Origin of the sequence: Pediococcus acidilactici (assembly GCA_024970065.1) — a bacterium.
Lineage (GTDB): Bacteria > Bacillota > Bacilli > Lactobacillales > Lactobacillaceae > Pediococcus > Pediococcus acidilactici_A.
This window is the reverse complement of the sequence record CP103908.1, coordinates 147,356-162,854: the sequence shown is the minus strand read 5'-3', so window position 1 is coordinate 162,854 and position 15,499 is coordinate 147,356. Positions and strand designations below refer to the sequence as shown.

The 15,499-nt window shown below is 38.8% G+C and carries 16 protein-coding genes; 1 reads left to right on the top strand and 15 read right to left on the bottom strand.

What is annotated here, in order from left to right:
• Nucleotides 1-166 precede the first annotated feature (166 nt).
• From aguA to ptcA, 3 genes are read right to left on the bottom strand one after another with little or no spacing between them, the layout of a single operon-like run.
• Nucleotides 167-1,261 (bottom strand): agmatine deiminase, encoded by a 1,095-nt coding sequence (gene aguA, locus NYR25_00730; GenBank protein ID UWF33965.1) that lies wholly within the window; start codon nt 1,259-1,261, stop codon nt 167-169.
• A complete protein-coding gene (locus tag NYR25_00725; protein UWF33964.1) occupies nt 1,258-2,649 on the bottom strand; it encodes an APC family permease in 1,392 nt (463 codons plus the stop codon). The genes aguA and NYR25_00725 overlap by 4 nt, the downstream gene beginning before the upstream one ends.
• A gap of 44 nt (nt 2,650-2,693) precedes the next feature.
• On the bottom strand, nt 2,694-3,725 hold the full coding sequence (gene ptcA, locus NYR25_00720) for a putrescine carbamoyltransferase (protein ID UWF33963.1): 1,032 nt from the start codon (nt 3,723-3,725) through the stop codon (nt 2,694-2,696).
• Between the two features lie 226 nt (nt 3,726-3,951).
• Between ptcA and NYR25_00715 the strand changes: the two genes are divergently transcribed.
• A complete protein-coding gene (locus tag NYR25_00715; GenBank protein ID UWF33962.1) occupies nt 3,952-5,118 on the top strand; it encodes an AraC family transcriptional regulator in 1,167 nt (388 codons plus the stop codon).
• A 138-nt stretch (nt 5,119-5,256) separates the two neighbouring features.
• Here NYR25_00715 and spxB read toward each other — a convergent pair whose 3' ends face one another.
• The 12 genes from spxB to NYR25_00655 all read right to left on the bottom strand — a co-directional run bounded on the left by spxB (nt 5,257) and on the right by NYR25_00655 (nt 15,499).
• Nucleotides 5,257-7,008, bottom strand: coding sequence for a pyruvate oxidase (spxB, locus tag NYR25_00710; GenBank protein ID UWF33961.1), 1,752 nt, complete (start codon nt 7,006-7,008; stop codon nt 5,257-5,259).
• A 229-nt stretch (nt 7,009-7,237) separates the two neighbouring features.
• Nucleotides 7,238-7,588: a type II toxin-antitoxin system PemK/MazF family toxin gene (locus NYR25_00705; GenBank protein UWF33960.1), complete on the bottom strand. Its 351-nt coding sequence runs from the start codon at nt 7,586-7,588 to the stop codon at nt 7,238-7,240.
• A complete protein-coding gene (locus NYR25_00700) occupies nt 7,569-7,811 on the bottom strand; it encodes an antitoxin of toxin-antitoxin stability system (protein ID UWF33959.1) in 243 nt (80 codons plus the stop codon). The genes NYR25_00705 and NYR25_00700 overlap by 20 nt, the downstream gene beginning before the upstream one ends.
• A gap of 307 nt (nt 7,812-8,118) precedes the next feature.
• A complete protein-coding gene (locus NYR25_00695) occupies nt 8,119-9,021 on the bottom strand; it encodes an endonuclease (GenBank protein ID UWF33958.1) in 903 nt (300 codons plus the stop codon).
• Nucleotides 9,022-9,284: 263 nt separating this feature from the next.
• Nucleotides 9,285-10,178 (bottom strand): ketose-bisphosphate aldolase, encoded by an 894-nt coding sequence (locus NYR25_00690; protein UWF33957.1) that lies wholly within the window; start codon nt 10,176-10,178, stop codon nt 9,285-9,287.
• A 37-nt stretch (nt 10,179-10,215) separates the two neighbouring features.
• Entirely contained in the window at nt 10,216-11,079 is an 864-nt protein-coding gene (locus tag NYR25_00685) for a class II fructose-bisphosphate aldolase (protein UWF33956.1), read from the bottom strand.
• A gap of 13 nt (nt 11,080-11,092) precedes the next feature.
• Nucleotides 11,093-12,181, bottom strand: coding sequence for a PTS fructose transporter subunit IIC (locus NYR25_00680; GenBank protein UWF33955.1), 1,089 nt, complete (start codon nt 12,179-12,181; stop codon nt 11,093-11,095).
• 4 nt (nt 12,182-12,185) lie between these two features.
• A complete protein-coding gene (locus NYR25_00675) occupies nt 12,186-12,506 on the bottom strand; it encodes a PTS fructose transporter subunit IIB (protein UWF33954.1) in 321 nt (106 codons plus the stop codon).
• Nucleotides 12,507-12,509: 3 nt separating this feature from the next.
• A complete protein-coding gene (locus NYR25_00670) occupies nt 12,510-12,986 on the bottom strand; it encodes a PTS sugar transporter subunit IIA (GenBank protein ID UWF33953.1) in 477 nt (158 codons plus the stop codon).
• The gene (locus NYR25_00665; GenBank protein ID UWF33952.1) at nt 12,955-14,448 is read right to left on the bottom strand and encodes a PRD domain-containing protein; all 1,494 of its coding nucleotides are present in this window, start codon (nt 14,446-14,448) and stop codon (nt 12,955-12,957) included. Before NYR25_00665 ends, NYR25_00670 begins: the two co-directional genes overlap by 32 nt.
• 159 nt (nt 14,449-14,607) lie before the next feature.
• On the bottom strand, nt 14,608-15,084 hold the full coding sequence (locus NYR25_00660) for a PTS sugar transporter subunit IIB (protein UWF33951.1): 477 nt from the start codon (nt 15,082-15,084) through the stop codon (nt 14,608-14,610).
• A complete protein-coding gene (locus NYR25_00655; protein ID UWF33950.1) occupies nt 15,056-15,499 on the bottom strand; it encodes a PTS sugar transporter subunit IIA in 444 nt (147 codons plus the stop codon). The genes NYR25_00660 and NYR25_00655 overlap by 29 nt, the downstream gene beginning before the upstream one ends.

The window sequence follows — 15,499 nt, the reverse complement described above, 5'->3', positions numbered from 1 at the left end:
TCGTAATTCTCCTTCTTTATTCGAAAAATTGCTGAATTACGGATAATTAATTTTACTCTCAAAACATGAAGCACACGCTAATTTTATTCAATTAGTTCTCCATATTTGAAAATAAAAATTGAGGTAGGATTATGCTTTTCTTCCCACCTCAATTATTTTCCTCATCTTAGCGTTGAGGAACCTGCTGAGTAATACAGTGAATATTTCCTCCACCAAGTAAAATTTCTCGTGCGGGAACACCTACCACTTTGCGATCTGGATATAGTTCGCTCAACACTTTTTGAGCTTCCTTATCCATAGGGTCGTTAAATAGTGGGAAAATAATCCCGCCATTTGCGGTGTAGTAGTTGATGTAACTAGCTGCTAGACGCTCGCCTTCCGTTCTTGGTAACGTGCCATCAACCGCGTCCACCCCTTCACTTTCTGCTTTAGTGATCAGTACTGGTTTAGGAACTCTTAACTTAACCACCTTAAGTTTGCGACCTTGGGCATCCGTTGCATTTTCCAAAATCGCCAAATTGTCTTTAGAAATTTCGTATTGGGGATCATTTTGATCATCCGTCCAAGCAAGGGCGACTACCCCAGGTTTAACAAAATTAGCAATGTTATCCACGTGTCCGTTTGTTTCGTCTTGGTAGATTCCCTTCTTCAACCAGATGATTTTTTCCAGGTTGAGGTGTTCTTTAAGCACTTCTTCGATTTGAGCCTTAGAAAGTTGTGGGTTACGGCCCTCCGATAATAGGCATTCTTCCGTAGTAATTAAGGTACCTTGCCCATCTACGTGGATTGATCCACCTTCTAACACAAAATCATCAAGCCGGTACCGATCTGTTTGTTCCAATTCTGCCATTTTCTGAGCAACACGATCGTCCTTATCCCATGGGAAATAAAGTCCGTCTACCAAACCTCCCCAGGCATTAAACGTCCAATCTACAGCACGCAATTCTCCGTGATCATTTTTCACGAAGGTCGCGCCACAGTCTCGAATCCAAGAATCGTTATTGGAAATTTCGATTACTTTCACCTGGTCAGGTAACATATTCCGGGCGTTTTCGTATTGATCATCATTCACGCCCACCGTCACTGGTTCAAATTCGGCGATTGCCTCGGCTACCTGCGCAAAAGTTTTCTGGGCGGGCTTACCGCCGTTTCGCCAATTATCGGGGCGCTGGGGCCATAACATGTAGGCACCCGCATGCTCTTCAAATTCTCCTGGCATTCTAAATCCATCTTTTTTAGGGGTACTATCTAAGGTCTTCATTTTTGCATCTCCTTTATTTTTAAACGTTGGTTAACTTCTCGACGTTCAGCAATTCTAACAACTAATTCACCAACTACTAGGGTAACAATAACCCCAATTAAAATCGGCACCTTGGCAGATAATTCTGCAGCTGTAGTATTCAAGGGTACTGCAGTAAAGATTACCGTCAGTAAAAGTAAAAACTCGGGAATCCATGTCATGCACCACAGTAACCCTTTCCCACCGGGAACCTTAAACGGGCGTTCCCGTTGGGGATCAATTTTACGAAGCTTTAAAAAAGCTGGAAACATCATCGTATACGAAAGCAGAAGGGCAATTACGTTTAAAGAGAAAAATGCCCAAAAAATGTCTTGATTAGGAATCAGGGGAGCAACCACGATTAAGATGGTAGCTACCACACCGTTTAAATACCCTGTTCCAACCGGCATATGCTGCTTATTTTCAATCCCAAACACGTTTGGTAAAACATGATCTTTCGCTGCGTAATCCGCTACGTAATTAACTCCTAGTGCCCAAGATACCATTTCAGAAACTAAAATGTACAAGAATAAAACTCCGATAACAACGACAAACCAGTTCATTTTACCAATCAAGAGGATAAAACTGTCTAGTAGCCCGCTCGATGCTGACAACTCGTTGGTAGGAATTGCTGCGCTCATACCAAAGGCCGACATCAAGTAGAATACTGCAATTAAAACTCCCCCATAAATAATTGCTTGTGGAATTTGCTTGCGCGGATTGTCCATATCATCCGCCATGGTAGCAACCACTTCAAAACCTAGGAAATTAAAAATAATAATCGATAAATTACTTAGACTGTTAATGTTCATTTGGGGTAAAAATTCCCGCGGCGCAAAACTATTTGCCACTCCCCTAGTTACCGCTACGTAAATTCCTAATCCCGTTAACGAAAGGATGGTAAAAATTTTCGCGAATGCTGCTAAATTCATAATCCATTTACTTTCGGAGGCCGGTTGGTTGCCGACGATTACCACGAACCACACGAAAATTAATTGAATACCAACTGCAAGCCACGTTCCTAGCTTTAGGTTAAAAATGGTTTCCGCCACCTGGGTGAAAAGCACTGCCAAACTCGCCATCCAAATCGGATAGTTAATCCAATATAACCACGCTAGCCGGCCGCCCCATCGAGAACCGAAGGCTTGTTTCACCCAGTCGTATAAGCCGCCGTCTCCTGTATAAGTTGTTCCTAATTCGGAGGAAATTAAACCGTAAGGCAAGAAAAACAACCCTAAGAGAAAAATCCACCAAAAGAATTGTGAAGTACCAATCGCAGCAGCCGGAGCGGCTGATTCAACTACCAAAATTACCACTACCGACATCAATACTGCATCAAATAGTTTGAATTTCTTTTTTCCCGTTTCCATAATATAATCTCCAATCTATCACGCGCCATGCGCTTAAAACGGGGTTAGCCTTGCCGTCTTTCAGGAGCATTTCGTAGCATTAATTCTAATTCAGCATCATAATGCGCTGCCACTGCCGGCGAAGCATATTCTAAAGTGGGATTCAGCAAATAAACAAAAATTGCTCGCATCGCCGTTTTCCGATTTTCCGCTTCATCCCAAACAATCGAATAATTGGAATCCAAAACTTCGTCAGTTACTTCTTCCCCTCGAGTAGCTGGTAGACAATGCATAAATTTAACGTGACTGCTTGCCTTTGCCATCAATTCGGCGTTCACTTGGTACTTAGGGTAGAAAATTTTCATTCGTTCTTCCTTTGGCATTTCATCATCATACAAGCCGTACCAAACGTCCGTGTAAACAAAATCTGCATCTTGTAAAGCTTCGTCAGCATTTTCAGTAATGGTGACACTTCCGCCGTATTTTTTGGCGTTTTGTTTGCCCACTTTAACCACGTCGTCTTTCATTTGGAATCCCTTTGGTCCGTATTGTACAAAGTCCATCCCCATCTTAGTTGCCATAAACATTGTGGACACGCAAACTTGTGTGGCATCTCCCACAAACACAATCTTGCAATCACTCAATTGTTTGCCTTCCGGAAGGTGCTCTTGCATGGTAATAATGTCTCCCAATTCTTGAGTGGGGTGGTTATAATCACTCATAAAATTAACCACCGGAACTTTGGCGTATTTACCAACTTCCGCAACCGTCTTGTGCCGATCAACCCGGGCGCCAATAATATCCAAGATTCGTCCAAGTACTTGGGAAGTATCTTCAATGGTTTCATGTCCACCAAGTTGAATTTGCCCAGGTGCTAAATATTGCGCATGTCCGCCTAATTCCGTCATTGCGGCTTCCGCAGACGTTCTGGTTCTAGTAGAACTTTGCTCAAAAATCATTCCTAACGTCTTATTTTTCAACAATGGTGGGTAATATCCGTTTTTGATGGCTTCCTTTAATTTCAGTCCGAGGTGAATCATGAACCTGATTTCTTCCTGGGTGTAAGTATTTGTATCGATATAGTCGCGTTTTGCCATTTCCAAAACTTCCTTTCATGTAACTTAGCTTGTTTACATTTACATCATAGTGGGCGGCCTTTGTTTATTAAAGCGTTTTCAACAGTCTTGCAACTCGTATTCACGACTTGTAACGCGTGTCATTTTATGAAACATGTCCCACTTTTCAAAAATCCCTTTCTAATTGCTTTTCCCCTTACAACCAGCTAGGATAAAGTTAACTGCTAAGCCAAAGGACGGGATGATCATGGATAACGCAACCTTAAAATATGTTTTAGAACAGTTATATAAGGAATATTTAATTCCTTTATTCCTAGTTAATGATCAATACGAAATCGTGATTCCCAAAACTAACTGGAGCTCCCGGAACTTTAAAGAACAAGTCCTGGAAGAAACTCACCCCAACGAGATCCGTTATTTTAAAAAGGGCGCTTTCTTTTATAGTAATTTTGCTTTTGAACTTCCTGAATACGGAACTGGAACCGTAATGATAGGCCCATGTGGCGCATTGGAAGCTGGATCGGATTCAATTCATTTCCAAGGGCACACTTATTTTGCTGGAATCCACTATAGCAAGTCTTCAAGAGAAGGTTTTGAACGATTTACCAACCTAATTTTTGCAATCATCCGTGGAACCTTGGGGCAAGACCAAAAGCAACACTGGTATTATGATCGAGTCTACAAATCCACTAACTATCATTTAGTTCAAAACCTCTCGAGTCGCCGCGACCAAAAGAATACCCTTGATTCCTACGAATTTGAACGACGTTACGTTGAAGCAATTCGGCGAAACGAGCCAGATAAGATAAAGTGGTTATTCAAAAAGATGGCGGATACCTACAAAGTCAAACTATCGGACAGTGACTTGGAGGGCTTGAAATATAAATATGCGGGGTTAATCACGATTTTGACCCGGGTCAGCATCGAAGACGGCGTCCCAGCCGAGCAAGCGTTCAGCCTTTCGGATGCCCTATTGCAACGTTTGCAAAGCATTTACACTTATGCAGAATGTCTGGTTTCCGTCCAGGAAGCCTCCTACAAATTTATGGACATGATTCATTCCTACCAGTACGCAACCAAAAATCAATTGGTGCAAAAAATGCTAAATTATATCGATGAACACATTTACGATCGGATTACCCTCGCTGATTTGGCTGATTTCACTAACCGACATAAAACTTCAATCTCCACCCAGTTTAAAAAAGAAGTTGGCCAGCCGATTCACGTGTACATTAACCACAAGAAAATTCAGGAATCCAAGCATTTGTTGCTTTTTACCGAACTTTCGTTAAAAGAAATCAGTGGCCTATTGCATTATTCTAGTCAAAGTCACTTTGTGCACACGTTTAAACAATTTATGGGGATCACCCCTGGCGAATTTCGCAATGAAAATTTAACTTATCATTTTGAATAATTCAGATAACTAAACCTCTATACAACTAAGTTATCGCCGTATTTAATATATCTCCTTATTTTGAAAACACTGCGCTATTACTTTACACATAAAAATACCGTCTGGTCAAAATGGCCAAACGGTATTTTTTTACTGCAATTATTCCCCAAGCTCATTTAAAATTTCACTGAGTGCTGGTTGGCCATCCGTCAATTCGTATTGTTCCCGGAAAGCTTTGATGGTTGCTTCATCGAAGATTTGGGGATCCAATGGCATAAACGATGTGTCCACGGGATCGTTGTTTACGATTTTGGCATCCAGAACAATCGGCTTCGTATTTCCCGCCTTTTGAAGTTCGTCAATTTTATCAAAGGCTTGCGCTAACGAAGACAAATCCGTAGCCGTCAAACCAATTGCGCCCATATTCTCGGCTACCCCAGCCCAGTTTGCGCCTTGCAAATCAATCCCGTACGGTGCTTGGTTCGCAACTAACTTTTCGTGTTGGATAAAACCAAAGGACTTGTTTTCCAAAACTACGTTAACAATTGGCATTTCGTATTTAACTTCCGTAAGCAGGTCTTGCATTACCATTGCAAAGCCACCGTCACCAGAAATGGTAACCACCGGACGATCAGGGTAACTTAATTTAGCAGCCATTCCAGCTGGCAAACCGTAACCCATTGTGGCAAACCAACCGGACAACGTAAATTTCTGGTCATGGTTCAACGGAATTTGGCGAATTGCCCATTCCGTATTATTACCAACGTCGAGCCCGAAGATTGTGTTATCTGCAGCGTGATCCTTGATCGCTGCCATTACGCTTTCAGCACGCAATCCTTGGTGGTCATCTTTGGATAACTTTTCAAGCCATGCGTCCCAGTTTGCCTTATCCTTTTGCGCGGCTTGGAGCCATTTGCTTGCTGAAAGCTTGACGTTTTGCGCCAATACCGCATCCAAAAATTCCTTAGCGTCAGCCAAAATCGCCATGCCCGCATCGCGTTGCTTACCCAAATCTTCCGGATTGTTGTTAACCTGGATAACCTTAACGTTGTCCGGCCAGAAGCGGGCAAATGGGAAGTTGGTTCCCACAAACAAGATTAAGTCTGCCTTTTGAGCAACCTCAAAGGCTGGCTTAGTTCCTAAGCGACCCATGGAACCCATAAAACTAGGATGGTCTGACGGCATAATTCCCGTTCCTGGAACTGCCGTAACCACCGGCGTTTGAAAGTCTTCAGAGAATTGAATAACTTGTTGCCGTGCTCCAGCAACACCACGTCCAATCCAAAGCACCGGATGCTTAGCCGCCTTCAGCGCCGCAATGGTGTCGTTAATCGCTGAATCATCAATTGCCGAATGAACCGGTTGTTGGTAAATCTTCGGCGTCTTAATTGGCGTGTAGTCGATTTCTTGTCCTGATAAATTATCCGGAATAATTACTACAGCCGGTCCCTTTTGCGCGTAGGCCGCCCGAATCGCTTCGTCGACCACGTATGGGATTTGCGCGGCGCTAACCACTTGCTTATGGAAAACCGCCACGTCCACAAACATTGGGTCTTGGTTCATTTCTTGGAAGAAGTTAGTGTTCATCACTTCCGTACTAGATTGCCCGATTAGTGCCAACACCGGAGCGTGATCCATTTTTGCATCATATAGCCCATTAAACATGTGCGTAGCACCCGGACCAGCCGACCCAAAACTAACCCCGATTTTACCAGTTAATTTTGCATCCGCCGTTGCTGCTAAAGAACCAACCTCTTCGTGACGAACTTGAATGTACTTCAAGCCATCCCGTTCTTGGTAAAGTCCGTCCACCGTATTATTAATGGAATCGGCCGTAATCCCGTAAATATGATCAACGTTCCAACTTTTTAATACTTGAGCCAATGCTTGGCCCGCCTTCATTTTTGCCATGTTGAATCCCCCCGTGCAGTAAGCTTTAATTTTGCTTACTTTTTGTAAGTATGTGATTAGGATATATCGAATAAAGCAGGTTGTCAAGAAATAGTTATATTTTATTTTTCAATTGGTCATGGTTTACTGTTAAATTTAGCGACGGACATTTTCTTAAAAAGAGTCACTTTTCTGGCAGTAAAAAAACAGATTGCTATTTTTTAAATAACAACCTGTTTACCATAATTAACTAATCCATGATGTTTAAAATGCATTGCCGAGCTTCGACAAAGGCGGGCGTCGGAAGCAAATCAAGCTTACGTGCATGCCGTTTTCTAAAATCGTACGTAAAAAATTGTAACGGATTCACGTATCCACTAACTTTCGCACTCACCACCGGTACGAAAAAATCTTTTAGCCGATTATTATTAGCGTGAGTAATGGGGGCAATTACCACTAAGCCCGTAACTTGACTATATCCCCGATTACTAATTACTAGCGCTGGACGACGTTTCTTTATTTCCTTTCCCACTGCCGGATCAAAATCAATTTCAATTAAATCTTGCTTATCAGGAATGTACTCATTGTTCTGCGAGTTCATTGTTAAAAAGCTGCCCCCCACCCGCTTCTTTTTGAATGCTATTTTCATGCTCAGCAATAAAATCTGCATTTTTAAATGGGTTATCTTTTTCAGGAACGTACACAATCATTCCGTCTCGTCCTTGATAAACTCGATATGACGTTGCCATTGGGATAATTGATTTTGGAACGGTTAAAATACTGGAGTTGCCAGATTTTCTAATTTTTACGCTGTCATTTGCCAATGTATTCAGCCCCTTCGTCTTGTATATCTTCAGTATATACATGCCGCCTTAAAATGCAATTACTTTATCGCCTATTTTTATATACGCAAACCAACAGCTTCTCCTGTATTCTACTTAAAGGTGAGCCTATCAAAGCCATTAACAGACAGCATTCTATTGAGCGCTTTTATCCGTAATTCAGCTTTTAATAGGCACACCTAGGGAAGCTACTTTTTCTATACCGTAGTAAGCGGTTATTCTTTAAAGGCCAAATTTCAAAAAATTCTTACTAACATCGGGCAAATGCTAATAAGAATTTTTAAATTTTTTATTTAAGCGTCAAATCTGCAACCAACGGAACGTGATCTGACGCCGTCGATTTAATAGTATGGATATTAGAAATACTGATATTTTTACTTGTAATGATATTATCAATTGAATTAACGTTCATGGTTGGATCTTCACCAATAAAGGTATCCCGCCAGATTCCATCTTTACCATTGGTAATGTTGAAATTTTTCTTGAAAGTTTTCCACTCCGTAGTATTTTGATCAGCGTTAAAATCTCCCACCAAAACCTTATAAGGAGTTTTATCCTTCCTCATCGCCTTTGCCAACGCTTTGAACTGCTTTTGTCGAATCTTCGTCGACTCATAGCTTAAGTGAGTGTTATAAAATGCAATTTTCTTGCCATCTTTTTCAAGAATCGAGCGCTGATATACCCGAGGCTCAACTAATTTTTTACCATACTTGGCAGTTAACTTATCCAAATTTTTCATCGTTGATTTTTTATCTGGATTATATTCACGATAGGCTTTTTTTAGTTTTTGGAGATGTTTCCCAGCCTCACTACTGTATAGCTTTACAGTTTTAGAATATTGCAGTGGCAAAGCGGATACCGTTGCAATTCCGTACCCACCTCCCGCAAAATCAATTGCGTTGCTGTAAAAAATGTTCTTAAAGTAATCATCCTTGAAGTTAGTTAACGTATTATATTTACTTTTACCTGAAAAACGGTGATTTTTATAATTAATCTCTTGAGTTCCAGCGATTTCTACTTGATCATTTTCCAACAGGTCTTTTTGTTTATTAGTGTCGTTTTTCTTAGGTGCCCTTAAATTATACGTTCCCACCCGGATGGTGGTGTTAGCTGAAATAATATTTTGACCTAAACTAATTCCACCTAATAATGCTAGTCCCGCGAGTAACAACTTCCACCGTGCTTTTTTCATTGTGATTCTCCTTTTTAGAAAGCGCTTTCTTTAACCTAAAAAGAATATACCAAGATTGTTAAGGAGAGTCAATTAGCGATTAAAGTATGACCAGAGCTTTTATTCGGCTATTTATTGCAAAATTATCTCCCTAAACTTTCCAGGAGTAAGTTTCTCGCGTGATTTAAAAGTACTAAAGCCACACAAAAAATCATTGCCTAATCATTAAAATTAAGCAACGATTTTGTGTTAATAGCTACTCTTTAATATTTTGTATCATTCCCTTACAACAACTGTCCCCTCCAAGGATCCATTCCTTGGTAAAGATCAGCTTTATCAAGCGAGTCAAAGAGTTCATTTTTGTGATGTACTACTTCTTTAGCTGCTTCAATTGCCTTAGGGAACAAATTATTTGGATCCCAGCCATCATCTTCTTTGAGAATTTTACGCGCTTCTTTAAAGAATGCATATTTGTAATCCGATGAAATGTTAACTTTTGAAATACCATTGTGTACGGCATCAGCAATTTGACTATCTGGGTTTGAAGATCCTCCATGCAAAACTAAAGGTATATCAACAACATCCGTAATTTGCTTTAGAATATCGATTCTGATTTTAGGCTCAACATCAGTAGGATAAATTCCATGTGCCGTTCCAATTCCCACCGCGAGGGTATCTACTCCTGTTTCATCCACGAAGCGTTCTGCATCTTCTGGCTTAGTATAGATTCCATTTTGCAAATGTTCTTTAATATGATTTCCAGTTTGTCCGATCGTACCCAATTCTGCTTCTACTGATACTCCAACTAAATGACACATATCAACTGTTTTTCTTGTAATGTCAACGTTATTTTGCCATTCTTCTAATGAAGCATCAATCATTACTGAACTAAAACCATTGTGAATCGCTCTTGCTACATTTTCTAAAGTATCACCATGATCCAAATGTAATACAAATGGTATTTTACTATTTCTAATTCGTTGTAATACGTATGCAAAGAAGTCATCTTTTGCATAGGCCATTTCTGTTGGATGTACGGCTATAATTGCTGGAGCATTATCTGCTTCACACTGCTCAACAGCAGATTTTAATAATTCCGCATTAGACACATTGTAAGCTCCTACAGCAAAATTGTTTTTCTTAGCCACTGATAATAATTGATTCATATTAATTAACATAAAATTTTTCCTCCAATTTTTATTACAAACTTTAAATTTATAAAGTTACTGATGTCTTATTAGTTGAGCCAACAACATCGATATATTCATCAACAGCCTTTTCAGCTTCGGTCATCGTTATCTGCAGTAAATCTACATAATCCATATATCTATCCTCTTGTTGTTGTATATAGACAGCTTCCGATTGTGCTTTTAAAATATCTGACCCTACGTTAACTTTATTTATTCCCACTGTAACGGCTTTTGCAATATTGTCTTTTCCGCATCCTGATCCACCATGCATAACGAGCGGAATTCCCGTTGCCTTCTTAATTTCTTTGACGATATCAAAGTTAAACTTTGGAATAAAATCCTTAGGCATCACACCATGGGATGAGCCAAACGATATCGCTAAAGCGGTTACATTTGTTCGCCTAATAAATTTGATTGCTTCCTTTGGATCGGTATACATCTCCTGCTTTGTAAATTGGCCATTCTTCACGGCTCCCATATTACCGACTTCAGCTTCCACACCGATATTTTTAGGTAGGGCACAGTCCATAATCTCTTTTGTAATTCGAACATTATCTTTAAAATTTCCTTCTGACTGGTCAATCATAACGCCTGTAAATCCATCTACTATGCACTCTTTTACGTAATCTACCGATTTACCATGGTCAAGATTAATCGCTACGTCTACAGTAGCCAGTTTTGCCATCTTCACCACCGAAGGTAATAATATTTCTTTCGCAATATGTTTTTCCATATGTTCTTGCAGTAAATCAATAATGATGGGCGATCGTCTTTTTTCAGCTGCTTTAACCGTTGCACAAGCGCTTTCCAAATTAAAGCAGTTTATAGCTAGTACCGCATATTTTCCTCGATTAGCAGCACTTAGTATATCTTTCATCGAAACGAGCATCGCTTTCCTCCATTCAATTAATTTTAATATCGTCTAAGTCAATATTTTCTTCTTCCTCTGCAACAGTTGTCTCAGATTTCTGAGTTTTTATATTCTTCTTGAGAAGAATTAGCAAGCTAGCAGTAACTACTGAACCGATTAACAACGCCAGTATAAATAGCAAAGGTTTATTCATCGCCGGTACAATGAACATACCACCAGATGGAACAGGACTTTTAATACCCCATGAAATTGATAAACCTCCACCAACTGCAGCACCAAAGCTACAACTTAGTATCATTCGAAAAAGATCTACTGCTGCAATGGGGATTACTCCTTCTGTAATCATGACAATTCCCATTGGAAAAGCGATTTTAATATTGTCAATTTCTTGGGTTGTATAAATATTTTTGTGAATAAGCTTAGATAGTACCCATGATAACGTCACTCCAAAAGGAGGAATCATTGATGCTATTACCTTTACTGCTTCTGGTTGTTGAACGCCTTGTAACAGCATCCCATCTGCAAATAGCGATGCAACTTTATTAACCGGTCCTCCAAAATCAAAGGCTGCCATTCCACCTAAGATAAATCCAAAAATGAAGCGTGCTGATCCTTCCATACTATTAAGGAACTCCGTTAAAGCATTTGTTGCTAGTACAATGGGCTGTCCTACTATATAAAACATTAGGATTGCCATAATTACTGATGAAATTAGTGGTATCACCATCATTGGTTTCAAACCTTCTGCCCATTTTGGTACTTTTATATATTTCACCAGAAGCAACACAATCCATCCGGCAATAAATCCGCCCAACATTCCGCCTAAAAATCCTGCACCGATTTTATAAGCAATCATTCCACTTAATAAACCTGGAGCAATCCCCGGCCGATCAGCAATTGAATAGGCAATTGCTGCCGAAATCACTGGTGCAAGCAATCCCATTCCCCAAACGCCTAACGTTGTTAAAGCAGATGGAATACCATAACTACCATTAAAATTAGTTAATTCATGTCCTCCAGTTAAATTTCCAATAGCGATTAATAAACCCGAAGCCACCACAAGAGGAAGCATATATGAAATCGCAGTCATTGCATGCTTTTTAAGTTGCAACTTTTTCATAGCTCTATCCCCCATTAAGGCCTAACTTCTCAACAATTGTTTTCAATAATTTGGTAGGTGCTTTTATTGCTGTATTTGTAGGTACTTCAACAACTTTTTTACCAGTAAACCGTTCTTTTCCGTTAACCTTAATATCCACGGCTAGTAAAACAAAGTCTGCCTCCTTAATATCTGTAGCTGTTAACTCATCTTCCGTACCGATTGTTCCTTGAGTTTCCATGTGAATCTCATATCCTAATTTTTGAGCTGCCTTTACTATTTTTTCTCTAGCAATGTAAGTGTGGGCAATTCCCGACGTACATGCTGCTACACCAACAATTTTCATTAACTATCCATCCCCTTCCTTTGAATTTTTTAGTAATTTCAAAAGATCGTCTTTAGTTTCTGCGTTGTGTAAATCATTAATAAAATCATCGTCTGATAAGAATCTGGCGACATTTTGGAGCAATTTAATATGAACAGTGCTTGCATCAATATCCCGAACTGCGAACAGGATCACCACTCGGATAGGCGTTTCATCTAACGTTTCCCATGGGATATCATGTTCACTTTTACCAATCGCAATCGTGGTATTAATAACTGACTTCGACTTACCATGGGGAATAGCAACTCCTTGTCCAAGTCCAGTAATTCCTTCCTTTTCACGTAATAAAACGTCTTCTACAAATGCTTCTAAATCATTTATATTTCCCTGTTCATATAATCTTTTTGATAATTCTCTTATTACCCCCTCTTTCGTATTTGATTTCAAATTCATTTCAATTAATTTTTCATCAATCACTTGGTTTAAAATTGTCTTTTCCATTTTTCTGGCTTAACCTTTCAATCAACTTTTCAACTCTTATTTTGTCCGTTTTCGTAAACATTGCATTCACTAACACGATTGGTTTATCAATAATCTTTTCGTTGGTTGCAATCGTAGTTAAAATTAAATCCACTTTACGATTCCACTTTTCTTTATTTTTCTCATACATTCTAAAAGAAATCACATCTTCAATAACCAAATTAGGAAGCTCTTTTTCTATTTTTACTTTCAACAGCTCAGAAGTGCCTATACCACTGGAACACATTATTAACGCCTTCATATTATGTCCGTGTTGCTCAATAAATTTTGCAATGTATATAGCAACAAAACCAATTTCATCATCAGAAACGTTGCCACTATAGTATTCTCGGAATATTTTTTTCATTACCATCTCGGTAGCTTGAAAAATATTTGGATATTCCAATTTAATATCTTCTAAAATAGGATTTTTAATTTCTATACCATTTATAATTCGCTTAAACATTGGCTCTACATGAAGCGATAAATCTTCCTCAATGCCATCTCCTTGAATGGTTATCTTTAAAATTTCAGAAATGTTTTTAAGAAGTAGCCTAGTTAAATTAATGAACTTTAATTCTTTATCTTTAGATTCGGAGATTAACCTTGCAGAATTCAAATATTGAAAAATGTAATATTTTTCAATCGGAGGCATTTTTACACTAATATAATCTTCCAAAGTATCAACAATGTGCCCAGCTACTGCCGATAACTTTTGGTTGTTTTCTAGCATTTCTTTTTCTACGGTGCTAATTGGTTCTCCAAATTCAAACTTTATATTTTTACTTTTATATCGTTTGATTAAAATACATAAATGATAGAAAAGATTCACGTTATACGGGAAAGAAATCGGAGACTGCAGTTTATGTTCGATATAATCCATTTGTCCAACAACGAAATCCCGATCTCGTTTAGCTAAATTTGGTATTTCTGTCCCAATTGAACTATAATCATCCACCTCCCATTTATTAACTAGTCGAATTATTAATTTTCGGATTGTCGATTCGTTTCCCTGTACCCTTAGCGTTCGGTCTCTGTTAATCAACAGTACTCCTTTTTTATTTAGCTGTTGCTTTAATATCGCTATATCAGTACTAATAACAGATTCACTAATATAAAAGTTTTCAAATAATGTGTTAATTCCAATTTTTTCCGGCGATTTAAACAGCAGTTTTAATAAAACTTCTTTTCTTCGTTCTATAGGAGAATACGCTTTAAAATTTTTCAATATATGCGCATTTCTTAAAAATGCTTCGTAATTAAGTTTGTATCCGCGTCCCTTCTTAGAACGTACTAATTCCCCTCCCGTATTTGAATTTATTCTTTTAATCATTCTAATTATCGATCGATTTGATACATGAAGTAACGAAGCAAGTTGGCTTGATGTCACATATGCGTCACTTTTAGCTAGCGAATAAATTATTTGTGTTTCTTTTTTATCCACCCGTTTCACCTTCTTCTTCATGGCCACAACCATATTATTTCATTTGGAACATGTCCGTGCTTATTGCTAACTGTCACCTGTAGATGACAATTTATGATATATAAAAAGACTTCAAAGCGTCACCGCCTTGAAGTCTCTGAATCTAAGAGTTCATCACTATTATTTGTTTAGAATATCTTTTAGGTTCACTTTTTCATTTTGTGGCATAATTTGGATAAATGCGTCTACGCCTTTTTCAATTAAACGCTTAAAGGATTCATTTTCTTCTGCATTAGTTGAAATAGTATGATAAAGTCGTTCACGCCCCTCCTTGGCTCCCATACCACCTAAATCAATTTCATCAATGTTAATGCCATTATCAACCATATATTCTAGCGTTTGGGGAGTTTTAGCCAAAATAATGGTGGGTGCTTCTAATGGTTCTGAGAAAAAAGTTACCGCGTCTTCTTTAGAAAAGATTCCAATTGCAATATTATCAGGTACCGCATTTTCTAAAACATTAATCATAAAGTCATCCTTGGCTACTCCATCATCAACAATTACTACTTGATCCGCACCTTTGTTCTTAATCCATGCAGTCATTACTTGCCCATGAATTAACCGATCATCAATTCTTGTTAAGACTAAGTTTTCCATGTTTTCTTCCTCCTTGTTTAAAATTCAAATTTACATTTTCAATATTTGTCGACTCTGAGCTTGTAGCTAACGTCGCCAACTCATCTAATGATGTTTCGACAGTTCTCGTCGTGACTAAGGTAATCACCATTGGTACGTTCATTCCGGTAATCAACTTCATTTTAAATTTTTGACTTAAATATGCTGCTGAATTGTATGGCGTTCCACCCTTTAAATCGCAGAGCACTAAAACTCCATTAGTTGCATCGTAATTTTCAGATAAGCTTTCTTGTAACCGATTCCGAAACTCCTCAGGATTCTCTCCACGCTCTAAAGATAGAGAGGTAATGCCTTCTTGAGGTCCAGCAATCATTTCAATGCTTTCTAAAAGTCCTTTACTAAATGGTCCATGACTAATTAAAAATATTTTTACCAT

Bases quoted from the DNA above. Each gene is read 5' to 3' on its own strand.
- spxB (UWF33961.1), bottom strand. From the start codon at position 7,008: ATGGCAAAAATGAAGGCGGGCCAAGCATTGGCTCAAGTATTAAAAAGT.
- NYR25_00725 (UWF33964.1), bottom strand. From the start codon at position 2,649: ATGGAAACGGGAAAAAAGAAATTCAAACTATTTGATGCAGTATTGATG.
- NYR25_00660 (UWF33951.1), bottom strand. From the start codon at position 15,084: ATGGAAAACTTAGTCTTAACAAGAATTGATGATCGGTTAATTCATGGG.
- NYR25_00670 (UWF33953.1), bottom strand. From the start codon at position 12,986: ATGGAAAAGACAATTTTAAACCAAGTGATTGATGAAAAATTAATTGAA.
- NYR25_00680 (UWF33955.1), bottom strand. From the start codon at position 12,181: ATGAAAAAGTTGCAACTTAAAAAGCATGCAATGACTGCGATTTCATAT.
- aguA (UWF33965.1), bottom strand. From the start codon at position 1,261: ATGAAGACCTTAGATAGTACCCCTAAAAAAGATGGATTTAGAATGCCA.
- NYR25_00675 (UWF33954.1), bottom strand. From the start codon at position 12,506: ATGAAAATTGTTGGTGTAGCAGCATGTACGTCGGGAATTGCCCACACT.
- NYR25_00715 (UWF33962.1), top strand. From the start codon at position 3,952: ATGGATAACGCAACCTTAAAATATGTTTTAGAACAGTTATATAAGGAA.
- ptcA (UWF33963.1), bottom strand. From the start codon at position 3,725: ATGGCAAAACGCGACTATATCGATACAAATACTTACACCCAGGAAGAA.
- NYR25_00655 (UWF33950.1), bottom strand. From the start codon at position 15,499: ATGGTAAAAATATTTTTAATTAGTCATGGACCATTTAGTAAAGGACTT.
- NYR25_00690 (UWF33957.1), bottom strand. From the start codon at position 10,178: ATGTTAATTAATATGAATCAATTATTATCAGTGGCTAAGAAAAACAAT.
- NYR25_00695 (UWF33958.1), bottom strand. From the start codon at position 9,021: ATGAAAAAAGCACGGTGGAAGTTGTTACTCGCGGGACTAGCATTATTA.
- NYR25_00685 (UWF33956.1), bottom strand. From the start codon at position 11,079: ATGCTCGTTTCGATGAAAGATATACTAAGTGCTGCTAATCGAGGAAAA.
- NYR25_00705 (UWF33960.1), bottom strand. From the start codon at position 7,588: ATGAACTCGCAGAACAATGAGTACATTCCTGATAAGCAAGATTTAATT.